General features: G+C 68.9%; 25 protein-coding genes. 12 read left to right on the forward strand and 13 right to left on the reverse strand.

All coding sequences use genetic code 11. The features are described 5' to 3' along the window. Positions 1-69: 69 nt before the first annotated feature. The 4 genes from KBY70_RS04325 to KBY70_RS04340 form a co-directional block, all read right to left on the reverse strand. Entirely contained in the window at positions 70-780 is a 711-nt protein-coding gene (locus tag KBY70_RS04325) for a biotin--[acetyl-CoA-carboxylase] ligase (RefSeq protein WP_254987615.1), read from the reverse strand. Between the two features lie 2 nt (positions 781-782). Beyond that, positions 783-1976, reverse strand: a complete 1194-nt coding sequence (locus tag KBY70_RS04330; protein WP_254987538.1) for an aminotransferase class I/II-fold pyridoxal phosphate-dependent enzyme — start codon at positions 1974-1976, stop codon at positions 783-785. Beyond that, complete coding sequence (locus tag KBY70_RS04335) at positions 1963-2283, reverse strand: thioredoxin family protein (protein WP_094559705.1); 321 nt, start codon at positions 2281-2283, stop codon at positions 1963-1965. The genes KBY70_RS04330 and KBY70_RS04335 overlap by 14 nt, the downstream gene beginning before the upstream one ends. A gap of 94 nt (positions 2284-2377) precedes the next feature. Continuing rightward, entirely contained in the window at positions 2378-3124 is a 747-nt protein-coding gene (locus KBY70_RS04340; RefSeq protein WP_254987539.1) for a PspA/IM30 family protein, read from the reverse strand. 87 nt (positions 3125-3211) lie between these two features. On the opposite strand from KBY70_RS04340, the gene KBY70_RS04345 reads away from it, so the two are divergent. Beyond that, positions 3212-3748 (forward strand): DUF721 domain-containing protein, encoded by a 537-nt coding sequence (locus tag KBY70_RS04345; RefSeq protein ID WP_254987540.1) that lies wholly within the window; start codon positions 3212-3214, stop codon positions 3746-3748. 38 nt (positions 3749-3786) lie between these two features. Here the strand turns inward: KBY70_RS04345 and KBY70_RS04350 are convergent, their stop codons facing one another. The 5 genes from KBY70_RS04350 to KBY70_RS04370 form a co-directional block, all read right to left on the reverse strand. Continuing rightward, positions 3787-5568 carry an ArnT family glycosyltransferase gene (locus tag KBY70_RS04350; protein ID WP_254987541.1) on the reverse strand — a complete coding sequence of 594 codons (1782 nt, stop codon included), beginning with the start codon at positions 5566-5568 and terminating at the stop codon, positions 3787-3789. 152 nt (positions 5569-5720) lie between these two features. Further along, positions 5721-6110: a type II toxin-antitoxin system VapC family toxin gene (locus tag KBY70_RS04355; RefSeq protein WP_254987542.1), complete on the reverse strand. Its 390-nt coding sequence runs from the start codon at positions 6108-6110 to the stop codon at positions 5721-5723. 9 nt (positions 6111-6119) lie between these two features. Continuing rightward, positions 6120-6368, reverse strand: a complete 249-nt coding sequence (locus tag KBY70_RS04360) for a type II toxin-antitoxin system Phd/YefM family antitoxin (RefSeq protein WP_094559700.1) — start codon at positions 6366-6368, stop codon at positions 6120-6122. Positions 6369-6496: 128 nt separating this feature from the next. Continuing rightward, positions 6497-7573 carry a glycosyltransferase gene (locus KBY70_RS04365; protein WP_254987543.1) on the reverse strand — a complete coding sequence of 359 codons (1077 nt, stop codon included), beginning with the start codon at positions 7571-7573 and terminating at the stop codon, positions 6497-6499. Then, entirely contained in the window at positions 7573-8508 is a 936-nt protein-coding gene (locus KBY70_RS04370) for a DMT family transporter (RefSeq protein ID WP_094559698.1), read from the reverse strand. Before KBY70_RS04370 ends, KBY70_RS04365 begins: the two co-directional genes overlap by 1 nt. 59 nt (positions 8509-8567) lie before the next feature. Here KBY70_RS04370 and sppA point away from each other — a divergent pair, with 59 nt between their 5' ends. The 11 genes from sppA to KBY70_RS04425 all read left to right on the forward strand — a co-directional run bounded on the left by sppA (position 8568) and on the right by KBY70_RS04425 (position 16132). Beyond that, positions 8568-9380, forward strand: coding sequence for a signal peptide peptidase SppA (sppA, locus tag KBY70_RS04375; protein WP_094559697.1), 813 nt, complete (start codon positions 8568-8570; stop codon positions 9378-9380). Then, complete coding sequence (aroH, locus tag KBY70_RS04380; RefSeq protein ID WP_254987544.1) at positions 9377-9754, forward strand: chorismate mutase; 378 nt, start codon at positions 9377-9379, stop codon at positions 9752-9754. The genes sppA and aroH overlap by 4 nt, the downstream gene beginning before the upstream one ends. An 85-nt stretch (positions 9755-9839) precedes the next feature. Beyond that, positions 9840-10418, forward strand: coding sequence for a DUF2808 domain-containing protein (locus KBY70_RS04385; RefSeq protein WP_409996018.1), 579 nt, complete (start codon positions 9840-9842; stop codon positions 10416-10418). Between the two features lie 89 nt (positions 10419-10507). After that, entirely contained in the window at positions 10508-10645 is a 138-nt protein-coding gene (gene rpmH, locus KBY70_RS04390) for a 50S ribosomal protein L34 (protein ID WP_015108935.1), read from the forward strand. A gap of 5 nt (positions 10646-10650) precedes the next feature. Then, a complete protein-coding gene (rnpA, locus tag KBY70_RS04395; RefSeq protein ID WP_094559695.1) occupies positions 10651-11034 on the forward strand; it encodes a ribonuclease P protein component in 384 nt (127 codons plus the stop codon). Beyond that, a complete protein-coding gene (locus tag KBY70_RS04400) occupies positions 11031-11438 on the forward strand; it encodes a PH domain-containing protein (RefSeq protein WP_094559694.1) in 408 nt (135 codons plus the stop codon). Before rnpA ends, KBY70_RS04400 begins: the two co-directional genes overlap by 4 nt. A 56-nt stretch (positions 11439-11494) precedes the next feature. After that, on the forward strand, positions 11495-12622 hold the full coding sequence (gene yidC / locus KBY70_RS04405; RefSeq protein ID WP_094559693.1) for a membrane protein insertase YidC: 1128 nt from the start codon (positions 11495-11497) through the stop codon (positions 12620-12622). A 20-nt stretch (positions 12623-12642) separates the two neighbouring features. Further along, the gene (locus KBY70_RS04410) at positions 12643-13149 is read left to right on the forward strand and encodes a YceD family protein (protein ID WP_254987546.1); all 507 of its coding nucleotides are present in this window, start codon (positions 12643-12645) and stop codon (positions 13147-13149) included. A gap of 10 nt (positions 13150-13159) precedes the next feature. After that, positions 13160-14659: an AAA family ATPase gene (locus KBY70_RS04415; protein WP_094559692.1), complete on the forward strand. Its 1500-nt coding sequence runs from the start codon at positions 13160-13162 to the stop codon at positions 14657-14659. Positions 14660-14749: 90 nt separating this feature from the next. Beyond that, positions 14750-14929 (forward strand): hypothetical protein, encoded by a 180-nt coding sequence (locus tag KBY70_RS04420; protein WP_254987547.1) that lies wholly within the window; start codon positions 14750-14752, stop codon positions 14927-14929. A 60-nt stretch (positions 14930-14989) separates the two neighbouring features. Next, the gene (locus KBY70_RS04425) at positions 14990-16132 is read left to right on the forward strand and encodes an aminotransferase class V-fold PLP-dependent enzyme (protein WP_254987617.1); all 1143 of its coding nucleotides are present in this window, start codon (positions 14990-14992) and stop codon (positions 16130-16132) included. A 98-nt stretch (positions 16133-16230) separates the two neighbouring features. Here the strand turns inward: KBY70_RS04425 and aqpZ are convergent, their stop codons facing one another. The 4 genes from aqpZ to yidD all read right to left on the reverse strand — a co-directional run bounded on the left by aqpZ (position 16231) and on the right by yidD (position 19150). After that, positions 16231-16971 (reverse strand): aquaporin Z, encoded by a 741-nt coding sequence (gene aqpZ / locus KBY70_RS04430; RefSeq protein WP_254987548.1) that lies wholly within the window; start codon positions 16969-16971, stop codon positions 16231-16233. A gap of 167 nt (positions 16972-17138) precedes the next feature. Next, a complete protein-coding gene (locus KBY70_RS04435; protein ID WP_254987549.1) occupies positions 17139-18644 on the reverse strand; it encodes a UDP-N-acetylmuramoyl-L-alanyl-D-glutamate--2,6-diaminopimelate ligase in 1506 nt (501 codons plus the stop codon). A 27-nt stretch (positions 18645-18671) separates the two neighbouring features. Then, entirely contained in the window at positions 18672-18944 is a 273-nt protein-coding gene (locus KBY70_RS04440; protein WP_254987550.1) for a glutaredoxin family protein, read from the reverse strand. Further along, positions 18944-19150 carry a membrane protein insertion efficiency factor YidD gene (gene yidD / locus KBY70_RS04445; RefSeq protein ID WP_094559821.1) on the reverse strand — a complete coding sequence of 69 codons (207 nt, stop codon included), beginning with the start codon at positions 19148-19150 and terminating at the stop codon, positions 18944-18946. The genes KBY70_RS04440 and yidD overlap by 1 nt, the downstream gene beginning before the upstream one ends. Positions 19151-19297: the final 147 nt, after the last annotated feature.

Below are 19297 nucleotides of genomic sequence, written 5' to 3' on the forward strand. Positions count from 1 at the left end.
GGGGCCCAGTGTAAAAATCTCCGCCGATCGGCCAGATCCGGCGGCAACAGCCCCCTGAGGAATGGCGCCTCAGAAGTGGCGCTGCAGGGTCAGCTCCTGGTCACCGCGGACCAGGCGCAGGCGTCCATCGGTGGTCAAGCCGCACACCTGCCAGAGCTGGCCGTCGTGCCACCAGCCCGCTGCCGGCCGCCACAGCCGGGCCTCGGCGGCACGCCGCACGGGCTCGGGTTGGTGGGCGTGGGCGACGGCCCAATCGAGGCCGGCGAGCACCAGGCCCAGCAGGCGCTGCGGCCGGGCCCAAGGATGGTGGCGTCGAAAGCCGAGGGCCTGGGCCACCGAGATGGCCCCAGCTGGCACCCGGTTGCAGCCGTTGAGTCCCACCCCCACCTGGGCCCAGCGGATCTGCTGGCCCCGCAACCGCAGCCGCGGCAACAGGCCGGCGAGCTTGCGCTCCTGCACCAGCAGGTCGTTGGGCCACTTGAGCTGCACCGGCAGCCCCAGGGCCTCCAACTGCTGGGCCAACCCCACCGCCACCGCCAGCCCCAGGGCCGCCGAGCCCGGCAGCGCCTCGGCCCAGGGGAAGGCCGCACTGAGCCAGAGCCCGCCAGCTGGAGACACCCAAGGGCGGCCCTGCTGGCCATGGCCAAAACGCTGCCGCCGGGCTTGCACCGCCAAGCGGGCGTCCTGGGCCTGCCGCTGCGCCAACCAACGGTCCAGCTCGATCTCGGTGCTGGCACACACCGGCAGGCGCCGGAGCTGCCAGCCCAGGCCTGGCGGCACGGTCAAAGGCTGGCCAGCCAGGCGCCGATGCGGGCCGCACCGGCTTCCAGCTCCTCCACCGGGTGCACCAGCGCCAGGCGCAGCCAGCCCTCGCCACCGGGGCCAAAGCCATTGCCAGGAGTGAGGGCCACACCGGTGGCCTCCAGCAGGGCCGCCGCGACAGCTTCGCTGTCCCAGCCGCGGGACTGGGCCTGAGGCGGCAACGCCAACCACAGGTAGAGCGCCATCGACGGCCGCCGCACCGGCCAGCCCACCGCCTCCAAGGCCGCAGCCATGCGATCGCGCCGCTCCCGGTACACCGCCTGGAGCTGGTGGGGCCAGTCGGGCGCCTGCTCCAGGGCGGCGATGGCACCGGCCTGCAGGGCCAGCGACTGGTTGAAATCCACCACGCCCTTGAGCTGGCGTAGGGCAGTGATCAACCACTCCGCGCCAATGGCAAAAGCCAGGCGGTAACCGCCGAGGCACCAGCTCTTCGAGAGGGAGAAAAATTCGATGCCGCACTCTCGCCAGTGGGGCGAGCGCAGCAGGGCCGGGGCTTCGCCATCGAGGGCCAGATCCACGTAGGGGTTGTCGTGGGCGAACACCAGCCCATGGCGCACCGCCCGCTCGGCAGCTTCATCGACCCAGGCCTGCTCACCGGTGGTGGCCGTGGGGTTGTGGGGAAACCCCAGCACCATCAGCTTGAGGGCATCCCACTGCTCGGTGCTGAGGGCCTCGAAATCAGGCCGCCAGCCCGCCGCCGGATCCAGCGGCAGCAGCACCGGCTCGGCCGAAGCCAGGTGCAGCCCCCCCATGTGAGAGGGGTAGTAGGGATCGAGCAACAGGGCCCGATCACCGGGATTGAGCACCGCCAGGGGCAGATGGGCCGTGCCCTCCTGGGATCCCACCAGCAGCAGCACCTCGGTGCCTGGATCCACGGCCACCCCGAAGCGCCGCAGGGCCCAGGCCGCTACAGCCTGACGAAACGGCAGGGTGGCTCCGTGCAGGCAATAGGCAGCGCTGGCGGGCTGGCCGAGCTGGGCGGCGATGGCCTGGATCGCCGCCGCAGGAGGTTGGAGGTCGGTGGACCCCAGCGAGAGATCGAGCAGGGGCGGCAGGCCCTGGGTGGCAGCCCGGGCCGAGTAGGCCGATTTGCGCTGGTCGTTGCGGGCGAAAACGCCGCTGCCGAGCCGCGACAGCCGCTCAGAGATGGGCATCCACAAAGGCCTTCAGCTGTGGTTTCGCCATGGCGCCCTCATGGCGAGCCAGCTCTTGACCATCCCGAAGCAGGATCAGGGCGGGCAGGCCCTGGATCTGCAGCCCATCGCGGCTGATGGGGTTGCCGTCAGCTTCCAGCTTGCCAACGGTCAAACGGCCGGCGTATTCCGCCGCCATTGCGTCCATCATCGGGGCCATCAGCCGGCAGGGGCCGCACCATTCGGCCCACACATCCACCAGCACCGGGGTGGCCGACTCATGCACTTCGGCTTGGAAGTTGGCATCGGTGAGATGAACAACAGTCACGGCAGGGCCTGAATCGACGGGTGCATAGGGCGATTGTATGGAAGGGATCCTCTGGGCGGAGCGCCCAGCCTGGACGGAACCTCCCAGACGAACCTCAGAGTTTGTCGATCGAGCGCTTGAGCTCCTCAAGCTCCGGATCCAGCTCACTCACCTTGACGGGCTCGAGTTGCGGCGCGGTCACGCCACCAGCCAGGCGGTTCTTCATCGCCGCCAGCTCGTCATCCACCTCGGGCGCCCCTTCCAGAGCCGCAAACTGGCTTTCGAGATCGGCGCCGGCCAGCTCGGCAGCCGCCTGGCTGCGGGCCTCCAGGGTCTGCACCTTTTCCTCCATGCGCTCGAAGGCGGCCATGGAGCTGTTGGTGCCGAGGCTGCCAACGGCGCTCTGCAGCTGCTCCTGGGCCTGGGCTGCCTGGGCCCGGGCCTTGAGCATGTCCTTTTTGGTTTTGGCCTCGGCGATCTTGCTTTCCAGAGCCACCAGGCTCTTCTTGAGCTGCTCCACCTGACCCGCCTGGCTCTGCAGCTGGGTGTTCAGGGCCGTGGCGGTGTCCTGGCAGGTTTTGCGACGCCCGAGGGCCTCGCGGGCCAGGTCTTCCTCGCCCTTCTGGAGAGCCAGCTCGGCCCGTTCGTACCAGGTTTTGGCCTGGGCTTCAGCCTGCTCGGCCTGATTTTGAATGCGCTTCTGGCTGGCAATGGCCGTGGCCACCGCCTGGCGCAGCTTCACCAGGTCCGACTGCATGTCGGCCACCGACTGGTCGAGGATCTTGGCGGGATCCTCCATGGCTCCGACAACCGCGTTGGCGTTGGAACGGATCAGGCGGCTGAGGCGATCGAAAAAGCCCATCGGAGTCGGCGGGGGCGAGGCTTGAGGGTAGCCAGGCCCGGCTGCAGTTCACCAGCGGGATTGCCGCACCCCGAATAACCTCGGCCCATGGCCAAGGCCTCCCGTCAGCAAACCCGCCAGATCGGCAACCTCAGCCTGCTGGTGCCGGCGCCGCGGCCGCCCGCCAGCGGCCTGGGCAGTTGCCTGCGGGAGCTGGAGCAGCGCTGGCAGCAGGGTGGCCATCTGGCGGCCCTGTGGCGGGCCTGGCCGCGCATCGCCGGCGCCCAGCTGGCGCCCCACTGCCGGCCCCTGCGGCTGCACAGCGGCCTGCTCACCGTGGGGGCAGCCCCCGGCCCCTGGCTGCAGGCCCTGCAATACAACCGCCACCAGCTGCTGGGAGCCCTGCGCGCCCAGGGCTTCACGGTGCGCGACCTGCGCCTGGAGCAGCACCACGCCAGTGCCGCCGTTGCGCCGGGCGGCCTGCAGGAAGCGGAGGTGTGGGCCGCCCACCCCAGCCGGGTGGACGTGCATGGCATGGCCACCTGCCCAAACTGCGCCAGCCCGGCACCTGCCGGCGAGATGGCCCGCTGGGGCCACTGCAGCTTCTGCCGCCAACGGGACCTGGGCCCAACCCCAACCACCTGACACCCACAAACGCCAGCTCCACAAAGAGCAGATCAGGATCAGTAGCGCTCCGGCCTGGGCTCCTCCCAGGTGGCGACCACACCCAGACGACGCAGGGCTGCGGCGCGCCGCTCCAGGCTGGAGCGCTCCAGCCGCCAGAGGGCGTAGGGGCCGCGGGCATCGAGGCGCTGGGGGTTGAGCTGCTGCCAGTAGGGCAGCTCAGCGGTGCCGTGATCGATGACCAGCAGCAGGCTGCGGCCGGCGGCGGGTGGCTGGGGATTGAGGCCGGGGCGGTGCTCGCGGGCCAGGCGATCGGCCAGGTTCACGAGATCGGCGGGCTCGGCACCCTCGTAGAGCACAACCTGGCGGCTGTAGTAGTGCAGCGAGGGCTTGAGCAAGCCCACCATCGCCAGGGGTTCGCCTGGCCTGCTGGCCGCGCGGGCCGCCGTGGCCGCTGCCGCCAGCTCGCGCACGGGCTGGGCCCGCAGCCGATCGCCCAGCCCCACCAGCGGCAACAGCACCACCGGCACAAACGCCACCAGCGGCAACTGCAACGCCAGCAGACCCACCAGAGCGCCCCGGCGCCAGCCGGCCCAGGCCCCCAGCAGCAGCGCCAGGGCCCAAAACGCAGCCCCCAACGGCACCCAGGGGGCAGCCAGCAGCTCAGCCACCAGGGAGGGCATCTCTGGAGCATCAATCAGCGGCAGCCACAGCGGCCCGGCCGCCAATCCCCCCGCCACCACTCCCGTGAGCACAAGGCTCAACCCCCAGGCCCAGCGACCGCCCCGCTGGGCGGCCAGCGCCACCAGCAGGCCCGCCGCCGGGGTGGCCGGCAGCCAGTAGCTGGGCAACTTGGTGGCCGCAGCGCTGAAAAACAGCAGCACCGCCAGCAGCCAGCAGGCGGCGAAGCGCTGCAGGGATTGCTCGGGCGGCAGGGGCTCAGCCGGCAGCCAGCGCCAGCGCAGGCGGCCGATGCCCTGGGCCAGCCCCAGCAGCAGCACGGGGGTGAGCGGCAGGCTGGCGATCACCAGCACCGGGCCAAAAAACCACCAAGGCGCCAGGTGGTTGTTCACCACCGCCGTGAAGCGCTGCAGGTTGTGGTAGCCGAAAAAGCTGCGTGAGAAGGGCTCCCCCTCCACCAGCAGCGCCGCGCCATACCAAGGCAACGCCACCAGTGCCGTGAGCGCCAGCCCCGGCAGGGGCCGCAGCCGCCGCCAGAGCCCGGCCAGATCCGCCTGCAACCAGCCAAACAAAAGGAGCGTGAGCCCCAGCAGCACCACCGCCACCGGCCCCTTGGCCAGCACCGCCAGCCCCAGCACCAGCCAGGGCTGCCCCCAATGGCGCCCTCCTGTGCTCTCGCCAGCGGCGTAGCAGCGCCAGCTGAGCAAAAGGCTGAAGCCAAGGCAGCCCGCCAGCAGGGCATCGCTCACCGCGATCCGGCCCCAAACCAAGGCCAGCGGCGAGAGGCCGTAGGCCAGGGCCGCCGCCAGGGCTGTGGCCGCTTGGCCTGCGGAGCGCTGGGGCCAGCGCAGCAGGGTATGAGCCAGGCCGAGCATCAGCGCCACGCTGGCGAGGGCCGAGGGCAGCCGCGCCGCCCAGGTGCCCAGCGGGTTCCATGCCTCCTGGCCGGGCAGGGCGTAGAGGGCCCCCATCAGCCAGTACACCAGCGGCGGCTTGTCGTAGCGGGGCAGGCCGTTGACGCGGGGGATCAGCCAATCGCCGGTGTCGGCCATGGCCCGGGCTGAAGCGGCAAATAGCGGCGGCGTTTCATCCACCAGGCCGGTGCTGCCCAGCTGCCACACAAACAGCACCAGGCCGATCGCCAGGGTGAGCAGCAACACCCAGCGCCGTTTAGTTGACGTTGCGCGCTGTGGCAGAGGGCGTTTCGCCGAAGTGCTCAAAGTACTGAAGGGAGGTGCGCCCGGTGGTGGGGGGGGCAGGCCGGAGCTGATCCTGCATGCTGCTCAGACTGACCTGACAGCCTCGGGAACATTCAGCCCATCAGTCGCACCGGCCCCGGATAGGCCGCCAGTTGCTGATCGGCCGTAATCAACAGCAGGCCATCGGCGCTGGCCTGAGAGAGCAACAGCCGATCAAAGGGATCGCGATGCAGGGGCGGCAGTGCGGCCATCACCAGGGTGTGATGGGCCTGGATCGGCAGTTCCTGCCAGCCGCCATCAAGCAGGGCTCGGCGCAGCACGGCAGGCTCCACGTGGAAATCGGGCCGCCCGAGCGCCTGTTTGATCACCAGCTCCCACAGGCTGGCCACACTGAACACCGGCGTGTTGGCAGGATCCTGCAGCATCGCCGAGAGGGCCGCTGGCAGCCGTTCGGGCGAGCCCATCGCCCACACCAACAGATGCGTGTCGAGCAGCAAGCGCATCTGCTGGCCTCAGGCCCCTTCAAACAGATCGGCGATCTCGGCAGCACCCAGCTGATCAAAGTCGTCGGGCACCTGGCACTGACCGGCCAGCAAGCCCAGGCGCCGCAGCGGTGCCGCAGCAGCGCCCGCTTCGCTGAGGGGGGTGACGCGGACCATTGGACGGCCGGCCTTGCAGATCACAAACGGCTCCCCTGCTGCTGCCTCATCCACCAGCCGCGAGAGGTGCGTTTTGGCCTCGTGCATGTTCACCTGCCGCATGGCTGTGATCAACTTCACTCAGTCAACCAACTTAGTCGACCAAGCATCCAGACCGGCGTTTCAGGCTTGCACGGCCAGGGCAAGGAGGCATCAACATTTCGGCCCCAGCGTGCGTTGAACAAACCGTTTCACAAACCCAAACCCGCCAGCAACCACGCCTCCACCCGCTCAGCCAGCACCGCCCGCGAGGCATGGGCCTCCACCCACTGCCGGCAGGCGCGCCGATCGATCGCGCCCACCTCAGCCGCCGCCGCTGCCAAGGCCACCACGTTGTCGGGCTCCACCAACAGCCCATTCACCCTCGGCTGCACCAGCTCGCCGGGCCCGCCGCGTCGGTAGGCCACCACCGGCACCCCGCAGGCCATCGCCTCCACCACCACGTTGCCGTAGGCCTCGTTCCACTTGGGGGTGTTGAGCAGGGCCCGGCAGCGGCCCAGCTGCTGCTGCAACTGCACGGTGGGCAGGAAGCCCCGCCATTGCAGCGTGCCGGCCGGCACCGACGCCTCCACCGCCGCCGCATAGGCCTCATCTTCCACCAGGCCCCACACCGCCAGGGGCAAGCCCAGCTGCGCCGCCGCCGCCGCCGCATCCTCCAAGCCCTTCTCCGGCGCCACGCGCCCAGCCCAGCCCAGCAGCGGCTCTGGCTCGGCGCAAAACCCATAGGCACTCAAATCGAAACCATTGCCCACCAGCACCGGCGGGGCAGGCAGGGCGAAATCGGCGGCCTGTGCAGCGGTGTGGAAGGCCAGGCGGCGCTGATCCCAGGCGGCGATCTCGGCGATCACCGCATCCATCGCGTCGTTCACCGAGCCCATGCTCACCAGGTGAAAGATCGGCAGCTCCGCCAGCGGCGTCAGCCAGAAGGGCAACCAGTCGTAGGCCAGGTTGAGCACCGCATCGAATCCCGCCGCCGGCGCCTCGGCCAGAACCCGGCGCCAGAAGCGGGGCAGCAGGCCGTCGGCCGGCATCGTGATCGGCGCGGCCCGTTCTTGATGCTGGGCACTGGGCTGGGAGCTGCCGCTGCAGGTCCACAGCGCGGCGGCGGCACAGGCAGGGGGCAACACCGAGCCCTCCGCCGCCAGCACCGTGAGCCGGTGGCCCAGCTCCAGCAGCCCTGCCACCAGGCTGGCCAGGGTGAGCTCCACGCCGCCACCACGGCCACTGCCCAGGGCCCCCACCGGGGTGCTCACCACCAGGAGCCGCATCAGGACTGCTCCAAAAGGGGCGTGCCCTGCCAGAGCTGCTGGCGCCGGTTGATCAACAGCACCGAGGCCAGGGCCAGCACCGCCCCCAGCCACTGCAGCGGCCGCAACTGCTCATCCAGCAGCAGCACGCCACAGAGCAGGGCAAACACCGGCGTTAAGAAGGTGAGGGCCGTGAAGCCGGTGAGATCGCCGCTGCTGGCAAACCAGAAAAACAACCCGTAGGCCAAAGCACTGCCCAACACGGTGGCGTAGGCCATCAGAGCCCAGTCAGTCGGGCTCCAGGCCGGCAGCAGCGGCCCCTGCAGGGCAACCCCGCCTAGCAGCGGCAGGCCGCCCAGCAGCAAATGCCAACCGGTGATCGCCACCGGATCACTCTCGCGGCTGGCATAGCGGCTCAGCACCGTGCCGAGGGCCATGGCCGCCGCCGCCGCCAGCATCCACAACTCCCCATGGCTCCAGGCCCGCTCCCCCAGGGCGGCTGGGCCATCCAGCCACCAGTGGCGCAGCACCGGCGCTGGCAGGCCAAGGCAACAAATCCCCAGCAGGCCCACCAGCAGGCCCACCCAGCCCACCGGGTTGATCGCCTCGCCAAACAGGCTGCGGGCCAGCAGAGCCACCAGCAGGGGCTGGGAATCGATCAGCACCGACCCCAAACCCGCTCCGGTCTGACCGAGCCCCTGAGCCAACAAGGCCTGAAACAAGCTGCCGTCCACCAGGGCGAAGGCGAGCAGCCAGGGCCAGTCGGCGGCGGCAATGCGCAGGGGCCGCCCCAGCAGCACCGCGGCCAGCAGCACCAGGGCACCGGCGGGCAGCAGGCGCAAGCTGGCCACCTGCAGGGGAGTGCCGCCCTCCAGCAGGGGCCGCATCGCTGCCATGGCCGTGCCCCAGAGCGCAAAGGGCAGCAGCATCAGGGGCCAACGCAGGGCCTGGGGCATGGTGCTTCCGGGCCGGTGAAGGCTTTCTTTTTAAGATCCAACCACTTCACACCGCCGAAATGCCCTGGCCCTGGCGCCGTAAGACCCGTCGCACCCTGGCGCGCATCGCCATCGAAGGCCCGATTGCCGGCCCCACCCGCCAGCGGGTGCTCAAGGCCCTGCGTCAGGTGGAGCAGCGGGAGTGCCCCGCCCTGCTGCTGCGCATCGACAGCCCCGGTGGCACCGTGGGCGACAGCCAGGAAATCCACAGCGCCCTGTTGCGCCTGCGGGAGAAGGGCTGCCGGGTGGTGGCCAGCTTCGGCAACATCTCCGCCTCGGGCGGGGTGTACATCGGCGTGGCCGCCGAACAAATCGTGGCCAACCCCGGCACGATCACCGGCTCCATCGGCGTGATCCTGCGGGGCAACAACCTCTCCAAGCTGCTGGAGCGGGTGGGGGTGAGCTTCGAAACCGTCAAGAGCGGCCTCTACAAAGACATCCTCTCCCCCGATCGCGCCCTCACCGACGGCGAACGGGAGCTGCTGCAAAGCCTGATTGATTCCAGCTACGACCAGTTTGTGGATGCGGTGGCCACCGGACGGGGGCTCAGCCAGGAGGCGGTGCGCGGTTTTGCCGATGGCCGTGTGTTCAGTGGTGTCCAGGGCAAGGAGCTGGGCCTGGTGGATGTGCTTGGCGACGAGGAGGCAGCACGGCGGCTGGCAGCTGAGCTGGCGGAGCTCGACCCGGAGAAAACCCGCCCGATCACCTTCGGCAGCCCGCCGAAGCGCTTTGGCGGCCTGATTCCCGGGCGCAGCCAGCTGCGGGGCCTGCTGGCGGCCCTCAGCCTGGAGCTGGCCTGGAGCGGCCAACCCCTGTGGCTCTACCGGCCATGAGTGTGGGGCTTGTCCTACGGGCCCTGCGCGGGGCCACCACTGCCGACGCCAACTCCGCCGAGGCGATCGAGGTGGCGGTGGCCGAACTGGTGGATGCGCTGGTGGCACGCAACGGCCTGGCAGGAGCGCAGGTGGTGTCGGTCACCTTTTCGGTGACCCGCGACCTCGATGCCTGCTTCCCGGCCGCCATCGCCCGACGCCAGGCCGGCTGGGAGCAGGTGGCCCTGCTCGATTGCCAGCAGATGGTGGTGGCGGGCGATCTGCCCCGCTGCATCCGGCTGCTGGCCCATGCCTGGCTGCACCCGGAGCGGACGCCCGTGCACCCCTACCTGCGGGAGGCCGCCCGCCTGCGCCCCGACCGGGTCCAACACTGACCCCGCCACCTGTGGGTCCGGCCACCACAGCCACCTGGGTCGCTGCCAGCTGACGAGAATTGTGGTCTTGATCGGTATCGCCCTGATGGGTTTCCCTTCCCTGCGCCCCCTGCTGAGCCTTGCCGCCCTGGCCGGAGCCGGCGCCGTCGCCCTCAGCACCCAGCCCGCAGGAGTGCTGGCCCAGGGCACACCGAGCTTGATGGAGTTCCGCTGGGACAACACCAAGGATTACCGCAAGCTCTACTACTTCATGACCGATACCCAGCGCCTCAAGCGCTCGGAGTACTACCTGATCCTCAAACCGAAGGATCGCAAAACCGCCATCCTCAAGCTGAGCATCACCATCCCCAGCTACTTCGACGCCAAAATCGATCCCAAGCGGGTCAAGCTTTGCAAGATGAGTGAAGGCGGCATGATGTCGCGCACCAGGTGCCAGGAAACGATCCCGGCCACCATTGAGATCGCCGAGAACGGCAGGGCTATCGAGATCTTCCCCGACACCCCCGTGCCCGACACCGGCACGATCGGGGTGTACATGAACATCTTCAACCCGTTCAACATCGGCATGTATCAGTTGAATGCCCTGGCCCAGGCCCCTGGCGACGTGCCGATGGCCGGCTACCTGGGCAGCTGGCTGATCCAGATCGATCCGCCCAACAACTGAGCCTGCCTCCCGCTTAGTCCGCCAACCCCGCCTGATAGGTTGGCCCCAACGCCCACTACCGACGCGACGAGCGCAGCGAGCAGCCAGTCATGACCAAGCGCACCCTGGAAGGAACGAGCCGTAAGCGCAAGCGTGTGTCTGGCTTCCGCGTGCGCATGCGCACCCACACCGGCCGTCGCGTGATCCGCACCCGCCGTCGCCGCGGCCGGGCCCGCCTCGCCGTTTAAGGCCCTTGGCCCTGCCCCAGTGCCACCGGTTGAAGGGGCAAAGGGTGTTTGACCGGATGTATCAAAAGGGCCGTCGCTTCCACGGCCCTTTTGTGCTGCTCCGGATTCTGGAGGCCCAGCCCCAGTTGCTTCCCGTCGAGCAGCAAACCTGCCCGCCCAGTCCCTGGCGTTGTGGTGTGGTGGTCAGCAGCAAGGTGCACAAGCGGGCCGTGCGCCGCAACCGCCTGCGCCGTCTGCTCCACGCCCACCTGCTGGCCCAGCCACCCGCTGTCTCCGAACGCTGCCTGTGGCTGCTGCTGAGCCTCAAACCCGGCAGCGCCGATCTCACCCCAGAGGCCCTGCTGGGAGAATGCAGCCAACTCCTCCAGCAAGCAGGTCTGACGCCATGAGCACGGGCACCGGCGCCACCATCCAGGAAACCGTGTTCTACGAGGGCGGGCCCGCCAAGGGAGATCTGGTGTTCAACCTGCTCCTGGGGCTCACGCTGATCGGCATCCCCTTCGCCGTGGGCGCGATTGTGCGGGCCCTGTGGCTGCGTTTCCGGATCACCAGCCGCCGCATCGAAGTGAATGGCGGCTGGCTGGGCCGCGACCGCACCCAGGTGGTGTACAGCCAGATCCGCGAGGTGCGCAGCGTGCCGCGGGGCTTCGGCCTCTGGGGCGACATGGTGCTGGTGCTCACCGACGGCTCCAAGCTGGAGATGCGGGCGGTGCCGCGGTTCCGCGAGCTGGAGACCTACATCGAGGAGCGCCGCCAGGCCAAGGCCTCCACACCCAAGGGCATGGCCGCCTAGACCATCAGTCACACTGAGCCCATGCTCCCTCCCCCTACCCCCAGAGCCCCTCTGCCGTGATCGGCTACATCTCCGACAACCTGCTTCTCCCGATCCTCGATTTCTTCTATGGATTGGTGCCCAGCTACGGGCTGGCGATCATTGCGCTCACGGTGGTGATCCGCCTGGCGCTGTTTCCCTTGAGCGCCGGTTCAATCCGCAACGCCCGTCGGATGCGGATTGCCCAGCCCGCCATGCAGAAGCGGCAAGCCGAGATCAAGGCCAAATACGCCAACAACCCCCAGAAGCAGCAGGAGGAACTGGGGCAGTTGATGAAGGAGTTCGGCAGCCCCCTGGCGGGCTGCCTGCCCCTGCTGGTGCAGATGCCGATCCTGTTCGCCCTGTTCGCCACCCTGCGGGGCTCACCGTTTGCCGATGTGCCTTACACCCTCAACCTCAAGGTGCTGCCGGCCGAGCAGATCGCGGCGGTGGAACCCAAGCCGTTCAACAGCGCCAGCCATTCCATCTTCATCACCGAAACCAGCCATGTGCCGGTGATCGCCAGCCTTGAGGGCGGCACCAAGCTCGGCGTGGGTGATGCGGCCCAGGTGAAGCTGCACACCAAAGACGGTGAGAGCTTCGCTGCGGTGTTGGGCGACGTCGACAACGGCGATGCCTTCACCCCCACCTGGAGCGTCACCAAGGGTGAGGGCGTGGTGAGCGTGGCCGCCGATGGCACCATCACCGCCCTGACCACCGGCGACGCCACTGTGGAGGCCAAGATCCCCGGCCTGGCGGCCCGCAGCGGCTTCCTGTTCATCAAGGCCCTGGGCCAGGTGGGCTTCTACACCGACGGCGCGGTCAACTGGGACATCGCCATCCTGGTGGCGGGCTTCGGCGCCAGCCTGTTCGCCTCCCAGATCCTCTCGGGCATGGGCATGCCGGCCAACCCCCAGCAGTCCACGGCCAACAAGATCACCCCGGTGATGATCACCGGCATGTTCCTGTTCTTCCCCCTGCCGGCCGGGGTGCTGCTCTACATGGTGGTGGCCAACATCTTCCAGGCCTTGCAGACCTTCCTGCTCAGCCGTGAGGCCCTGCCCGACAACCTGCAGGCCATCCTTGATCAACAGATGGCCCAACAGACGGTCACCGTCAGTGCCAGTGGCGGCCGCCTGCCCTTCGAACCGAAGGGCAAGAAGTAACCCGCAGCACCCCGATTGCCGTGTCCAGCGTGCCCGACCTGCCCCTGCATCCCGTTCCCCTGCGGGAGCTCAAGCACCTCGACGCCGGACGCCACTGGTTGATCAACCAGCCGATTGCCGGCCTGGACAGCCTCACCCCGGTGCGCGGCCAGCTGCACGCCACCCATCGCGGCACCGTGCTGGAGGTGGAAGGCGAAGTGGACACGATCGTGACCCTCTGCTGCGACCGCTGCCTGCAGCACTTCAACCGGCCGCTGCGGGCCTCCGGTAAGGAGCTGCTCTGGATCGGCGAACCTGCCACCAGCGATCCGGTGGCCTTGGAGGGCGAGGGCGATGACGGCGGCCTGATGGAGCAGCTCGATCCCCGTGGCAGCTTCGATCCAGAGCACTGGATCTTTGAGCAGCTCAACCTGCAGCTGCCGATCGTCAACCACTGCGGCAGCGACTGCCCCGGGCCGGCCACCTGGACCAGCGACAGCTCCGGCATCGATCCCCGCTGGCAGGCCCTGCAGGGCCTGCGCTCCTAGGCCTGCCGCCGTGAACGAAAGCTGGGCCGACCAACTCGATCTGCTGATCCGCGCCCGCACGCCGATCCTGTGGATCCGCAGCCTTGAAGAGGAACGGGTCGACAGCCTGCTGGAGCAGGCCGCCCAGAGGCTGGGGGGCCGCACCCTGCTGCGCTGGGACTTCATCGACGGCCTCAGCGGCGCCCCCAACCGCAGCGGGGAAGGGGCCCGCAACCCGATGGCGGCGCTGGCCTGCCTCGATCCCCTGCCTCCAGAGCAGGGCGCCCTGCTGGTGCTACGCGACTTCCATCGCTACTGCGACGACGCTGGCGTCTGCCGCCGGCTGCGCAACCTCGCCTCCAGCCTGCGCCAGGCCCCCCGCACCCTGGTGATCACGGCCCCCGACTGGGCGGTGCCGCGGGAGCTGGAAGACAGCATCACCCTGCTGGATCTGCCCTTGCCGGATGCCGAGGAGATCCGCCAACTGCTGAGCACGATCGCCCGCGCCAGTGGCCTGCCCCTCGATCCGGTTGTGGCGGCCCAACTCACCGCCGCCTGCCATGGCCTCAGCGAACAGCGGGTGCGGCAGCTGGCCGCCCGGGCCCTGGCGCGCCGTGGCCAGCTCGGGGAGGAGGATCTGGCGGAGGTGCTGGAGGAAAAGCGTCAGGCGATCGCCAAGAGCGAACTGCTGGAGTACTGCCCCAGCGAGGCCACCCCTGCCGACATCGGCGGCCTTGATGCCCTCAAGCACTGGTTGGAGCAGCGCCACATGGCCTTCAGCGAGGAGGCGATGCGCTACGGCCTGCCGCTACCCCGAGGCGTGCTGCTGGTGGGGCCCCAGGGCACGGGCAAATCGCTCACGGCCAAGGCGATCGCCCACAGCTGGAGCATGCCGCTGCTGCGCCTCGATGTGGGCCGCCTGTTCGCCGGCTTGGTGGGGGCGTCGGAGGCCCGCACCCGCGACATGATTCAGCGCGCTGAGGCGATGGCCCCCTGCGTGCTCTGGATCGATGAGATCGACAAGGGCTTTGGCGGCGATTCGCGCAGCGACGGCGGCACCAGCCAACGGGTGCTGGGCACAGTGCTCACCTGGATGGCGGAGAAAACCAGCGCCGTGTTCGTGGTGGCCACCGCCAATGGCGTCGACAAACTGCCGGCCGAGCTGCTGCGCAAGGGCCGCTTTGACGAGATCTTTCTGCTGGATCTGCCCAGCCCCGCCGAGCGCCGCGCCATCCTGGATCTGCAGTTGCGCCGGCGCCGGCCCGCCCACGCCATTCCCTTGGATGTGCTGGTGGACCGCACTGTGGGCTTCTCGGGCGCCGAACTGGAGCAGACGGTGATCGAGGCCATGCACCTGGCCTTCGCGCAGCAGCGGGAGTTTGGCGAAGCCGACCTGATCGCTGCCGCCAGCCAGGTGGTGCCCCTCTCGCGCACCGCGCGGGAGCAACTCGAGGCCCTGCAGATCTGGGCCAGCAGCGGCCGTGCCCGTCCGGCGAGCCTGGCTCAAGCCGCTGCAGATTGCGGCCCGTAACGAACTCCGACGCCAGGTAACAAGGCGTGGGCCCAACCGGGTCGAGCCGAAACGATCGGCCTACGGTCGCCAACAGCCGAGATCCCTGCCGTGCTGCCCAATCCCGCCCCCCGCGATCGCGGCGAACTCGCCAGCCAGCTGGCCGTGGCCTGCATCGGTGCTGGCCTGATCACCAGCCTGGCGGTAGCCCAGGGCCAGAACCCCCTCACCGCCCTCGGCATCACCCTGTTTTCGGCCGTGGCGGCCGTGATGGTGGGCCAGGTGCTCTGATCCATTGATAACCCAACCGGATTGACGGCCCAACCGATCGGCCTGGCCTTGCGGGCGCTCATGCCTGCCCTGGCCAACAAGACCTACTTCAATTACGGCGGCCAGGGCCCCCTGCCAACCCCATCGCTGCAGGCGATCACCGCCAGTTGGCAGACGATTCAGGAGCTGGGCCCCTTCACCAAGGCCGTGTGGCCTGCGATCGAAGCCACCACTGCCGGCTTGCGCCAGCGGCTCGCCCAGTGGCTAAGGGTACCGGCCCAGCGGCTGGCCTTCACCGAAAACGTCACCTCCGGGTGCGTGCTGCCGCTCTGGGGCCTGCCCTGGCAGGCGGGAGAGAGCCTGCTGATCAGTGACTGCGAGCATCCCGGGGTGGTGGCCGCCTGCCGGGAGCTGGCCCGGCGGCACCAGCTGACGATCGAGTCGTTGACGGTGAGCGATCTCACCGGCAGCCCCGAGCAAGCGGCTACCTCGGTGCAGGAACGCCTGGCGGCGGCCCTCACGCCCCGCACCCGGCTGGTGGTGCTGTCGCACCTGCTCTGGAACACCGGCCAGCGGATGCCGATTGCGGCAGTCGCCGCCCAGCTCAACCGCCACACCAACCAGCCCTGGCTGCTCGTTGACGCTGCGCAGAGCCTGGGGGCGATCCCGGTGGCGGAAGCGGCGGCCGCCGCCGACATCTACGCCTGCACCGGCCACAAGTGGTGTTGCGGCCCCGAGGGTCTCGGCGTCACGGCCCTCTCGGCGCGGCTACTGGCGCAGAGCCAGCCCACCCTGATCGGCTGGCGCAGCCTCAGCCACGAAGGCGATGGCTCCAGCGGCTTCCACGCCGATGCCCGCCGCTTTGAGGTGGCCACCTCCTGCATCCCCCTGCTTGCAGGGTTGGATCAGTCCCTTCAACTGCTGGAAGCCGAAGGCACGGAGGGGCAACGCCTTGAGCGGATTCGCGAGCTGGCTGGCCTGCTCTGGCGAGGATTGCAGCAGCTGCCAGAGGTGGAAACCCTGCTGCAGGAGCCCCCGCCAGCCGGCCTGGTGAGCTTCCGGCTGCGCCGAGGGGGTGGTGCTGGCCGCACCGTGCAGCACCTGGGTGAGCAGGGGCTGTGGATTCGCAGCCTCGACACTCCACCGTGCCTGCGGGCGTGCACCCACATCACCACCACCGCAGCCGAGATCGATCAGTTGCTGGCCGCCTTGGCCCTAGTGTAGCCGATCAAGCCCCGCGCCAGACAAGCGCACAAAAAAATGGGCTTACGCCCCTTCTGATCTTGCCTTGATGCTCCACCCATCAAAGTGGAGCCCGCGGCTTAGGAAACCTCCTCGCTGAAGACGTTGCGGTAGACCCAGCCGGCCAGAAGCGCGCCCACAATCGGGGCCAACCAGAACAGCCACAGCTGACCAACCGCCTCACCGCCAACCCACAGGGCCACTCCGGTGCTGCGGGCGGGGTTCACTGAGGTATTGGTGACAGGGATGCTGATCATGTGGATCAGGGCCAGGGTGAGGCCGATGGCGGCACCCGCGAAGCCGACAGGTGCCAGACGATCGGTGGCCCCAATGATCACCAGCAGGAAGAAGAAGGTGAGCACCAGCTCCACAATCAGAGCAGCCCAGAAGCCGTAGCCACCGGGGGAGTGGGCGCCCCAGCCGTTGGTGGCCAGCGGGTTGCTGCCCGCCATCACCAGATCAAAGGCCGGGCCACCGGCCACCACCAACTTGATGAACCCGCCAGCCAGGACACCGCCGATCACCTGGGCCACGATGTAAGGCAGCAGTTCAGCGCCCTTCATGCGACCACTGGCCCAGAGGCCGAAGCTCACCGCGGGATTCAAATGGCATCCGGAGATATGGCCGATCGCGTAGGCCATGGTCACCACCGTGAGACCGAAGGCCAGTGACACACCCAGAAAGCCCAGGCCAAAGGGGTTTCCTGGAGCGATATCCGCACCGGTCAAATAGGGAAAATTGGCAGCGATTGCAGCGCTACCGCAACCACCAAGCACCAGCCAAAACGTACCAAAAGCTTCCGCGAGAAGCTTTTTACTCATGGGGACTGAAGACGCCACAGAGTCTCAATAAACAGCCCTCGAAAGCTATCTCCATCTGCCAGACAAGCCAGGATTCGCAACGGTTTCGACGCACTGTTCAACACAGGATGTCCGATCTACGCAGAGGTGTGCAATAAGCGCTGCAGCCTGCGGCGGATCGAGCGGATCTAACCGTTTCGCCGCGCCCTCAGGGCCTTTTCGGCCTCCTCCCGGTCGTCAAAGTGCACCTTGGTGGTGCCGAGGATCTGGTAGTCCTCATGGCCCTTGCCGGCGATCAGCACCAGGTCTCCCGCTGTAGCGCCGGCAATGGCGGCCGCGATCGCGGTGGCCCGATCCCCTTCGACGTCGTGGGGGCTGCCGGCAGGAATGCCGGCCACCACATCGGCCAGGATCTGCGAGGGGTCTTCGGTGCGGGGGTTGTCGGAGGTGACCACCACCTGATCGGCCAGCCGCGCCGCGATCGCGCCCATCTGGGGGCGCTTGCTGCGGTCGCGGTCGCCGCCGCAGCCAAACACGCAGATCAACCGGCCGCGGGTGAAGGGGCGGCAGGCCGCCAGGGCATTGTCCAGGCCGTCGGGGGTGTGGGCGTAATCCACCAGCACCGCCGGGGAGCCATCACCATCACCCACCACCACCCGCTCCATGCGACCGGGCACGCCGCGGAAGCTGGCCAGGCCCTGGAGCAGCAACTCCAGCGGCAGCTGCTGCTGGAGTAACACCCCCACGGCCTGCAACAGGTTCATCAGGTTGAAGCGGCCCACCAGGGGCGAGTGAAAGGCCCCTTCCCCGGCCGGGCTCACCAGCAGCCCGCGCACGCCATCGGCCCCCAGCTCCAGATCCCGAATCGTGAGCTCGGCGCCACTGTCTTGTAGGGAACTGCGCCAGCAACGCTCGCCCAGCTGGCCGCGGAGGCGCTGGGCCAGCTGGACGCCCCAGGGATCATCGCCATTCACCACCGCCCCGCCCGCCAGCAGCGGCTCGGCAAACAGCTGCGCCTTGGCCTCGAAGTAGGCCTGCATCGAGGGGTGGTAATCGAGGTGGTCCTGGGTGAGGTTGGTGAACACCGCCCCGGCGAAGCGGCAGCCCGCCACCCGCTGCTGGTCGAGGGCGTGGGAACTCACCTCCATCGCCCCGATCTGGGCACCGGCCTCCACCGCCTGGGCCAGCTGGGCCTGCAGCAGATCGGCAAAGGCGGTGGTGTGCTGGGCGGTCACGCTCTGACCGGGCCAGCGGTTGACCAGGGTGCCGAACAGGGCCGCCGGCCGGCCGGCATGGGCGGACAGATGCTCGATCAGGTGGGTGGTGGTGGTTTTGCCGTTGGTGCCGGTGACTCCGATCAGGGCCAGGCGCCGACTCGGCTGAGCCCAGAACGCCGCCGCCAGCAGGCCGGCCCAGCGCGCCAACGGCTCCGGGGCGATCAGCACTGCGTCGTCGGACCCCGGGGGCTGGGCCGCCGCCGCCGCTGCACTGATCACAGCCGCCGCCGCCCCCGCCTGCAGCGCCTGGGGCCAGAAGCAGCCCCCATCCACCTGGGTGCCCGGCAGCCCCACAAACAAGGTGCCCCGGCCCACGCGGCGGGAATCACAACTGATGCCGCTCACCTCCCGATTGGGCACCCCCGCTGGCAGCTCCAAACCCACCTCCCGCAGGACCGGATGGAGCAGCTGGGTCATGGCACCGGATCAGCGAATGGCGCCTTTCTAAGCGTCCTGATCCGAAAAGCCGTGCTTCTGCAACCAAACCCGCAGGCTGGTGCCGGCCAGCCGTGGTGGCACCCGCGGCAGCACCTGCTCCCCGTTGGGCGAGCGCAGCAGCAACAGCGGCACCTCCAGGCCAAAGCGGGCCTGCAAAGCGGGATCGCCATCGACATCGATCAGCTCGATCGCCAGGGGCGGCTCGAGGGCCCGCAACTTCTCGGCCAGGCCCTCACACAGACAGCAGCCCTGACGGGTCATCAACACCAGAGCGGGCATCAGTCGGGAACGGGATCGCAGCCGCAGGGGGTGAAGGGGTGGCAGCGCAGCAACCGGCGCAGGGTGAGCCAGCTGCCCCGCCAGGGGCCATGGCGGCTGATGGCCTCGAGGCCATAGGCGCTGCAGCTGGGGATGAAGCGGCAGCGGGGGCCCAGCAGCGGCGAGATCCACTGGCGATACACCCCTATCAAGGCCAGCAACAGCATCGCCAGCCATCGCTCCAATGGCCCAGCCGCGCCGGCACCAACCGAGGCGAGACCCGGCTCGGGCTGCAAGCCGAGCTGGTGCGGCCCAACCGATAAGATCGACCGTTGGCGCGGCAAAGCTCAGGCCTGCGGGACTCTCCCAGCATG

Origin of the sequence: Cyanobium sp. ATX 6E8 (assembly GCF_024346335.1) — a bacterium.
In the GTDB taxonomy this organism is placed as follows: domain Bacteria; phylum Cyanobacteriota; class Cyanobacteriia; order PCC-6307; family Cyanobiaceae; genus Cyanobium_A.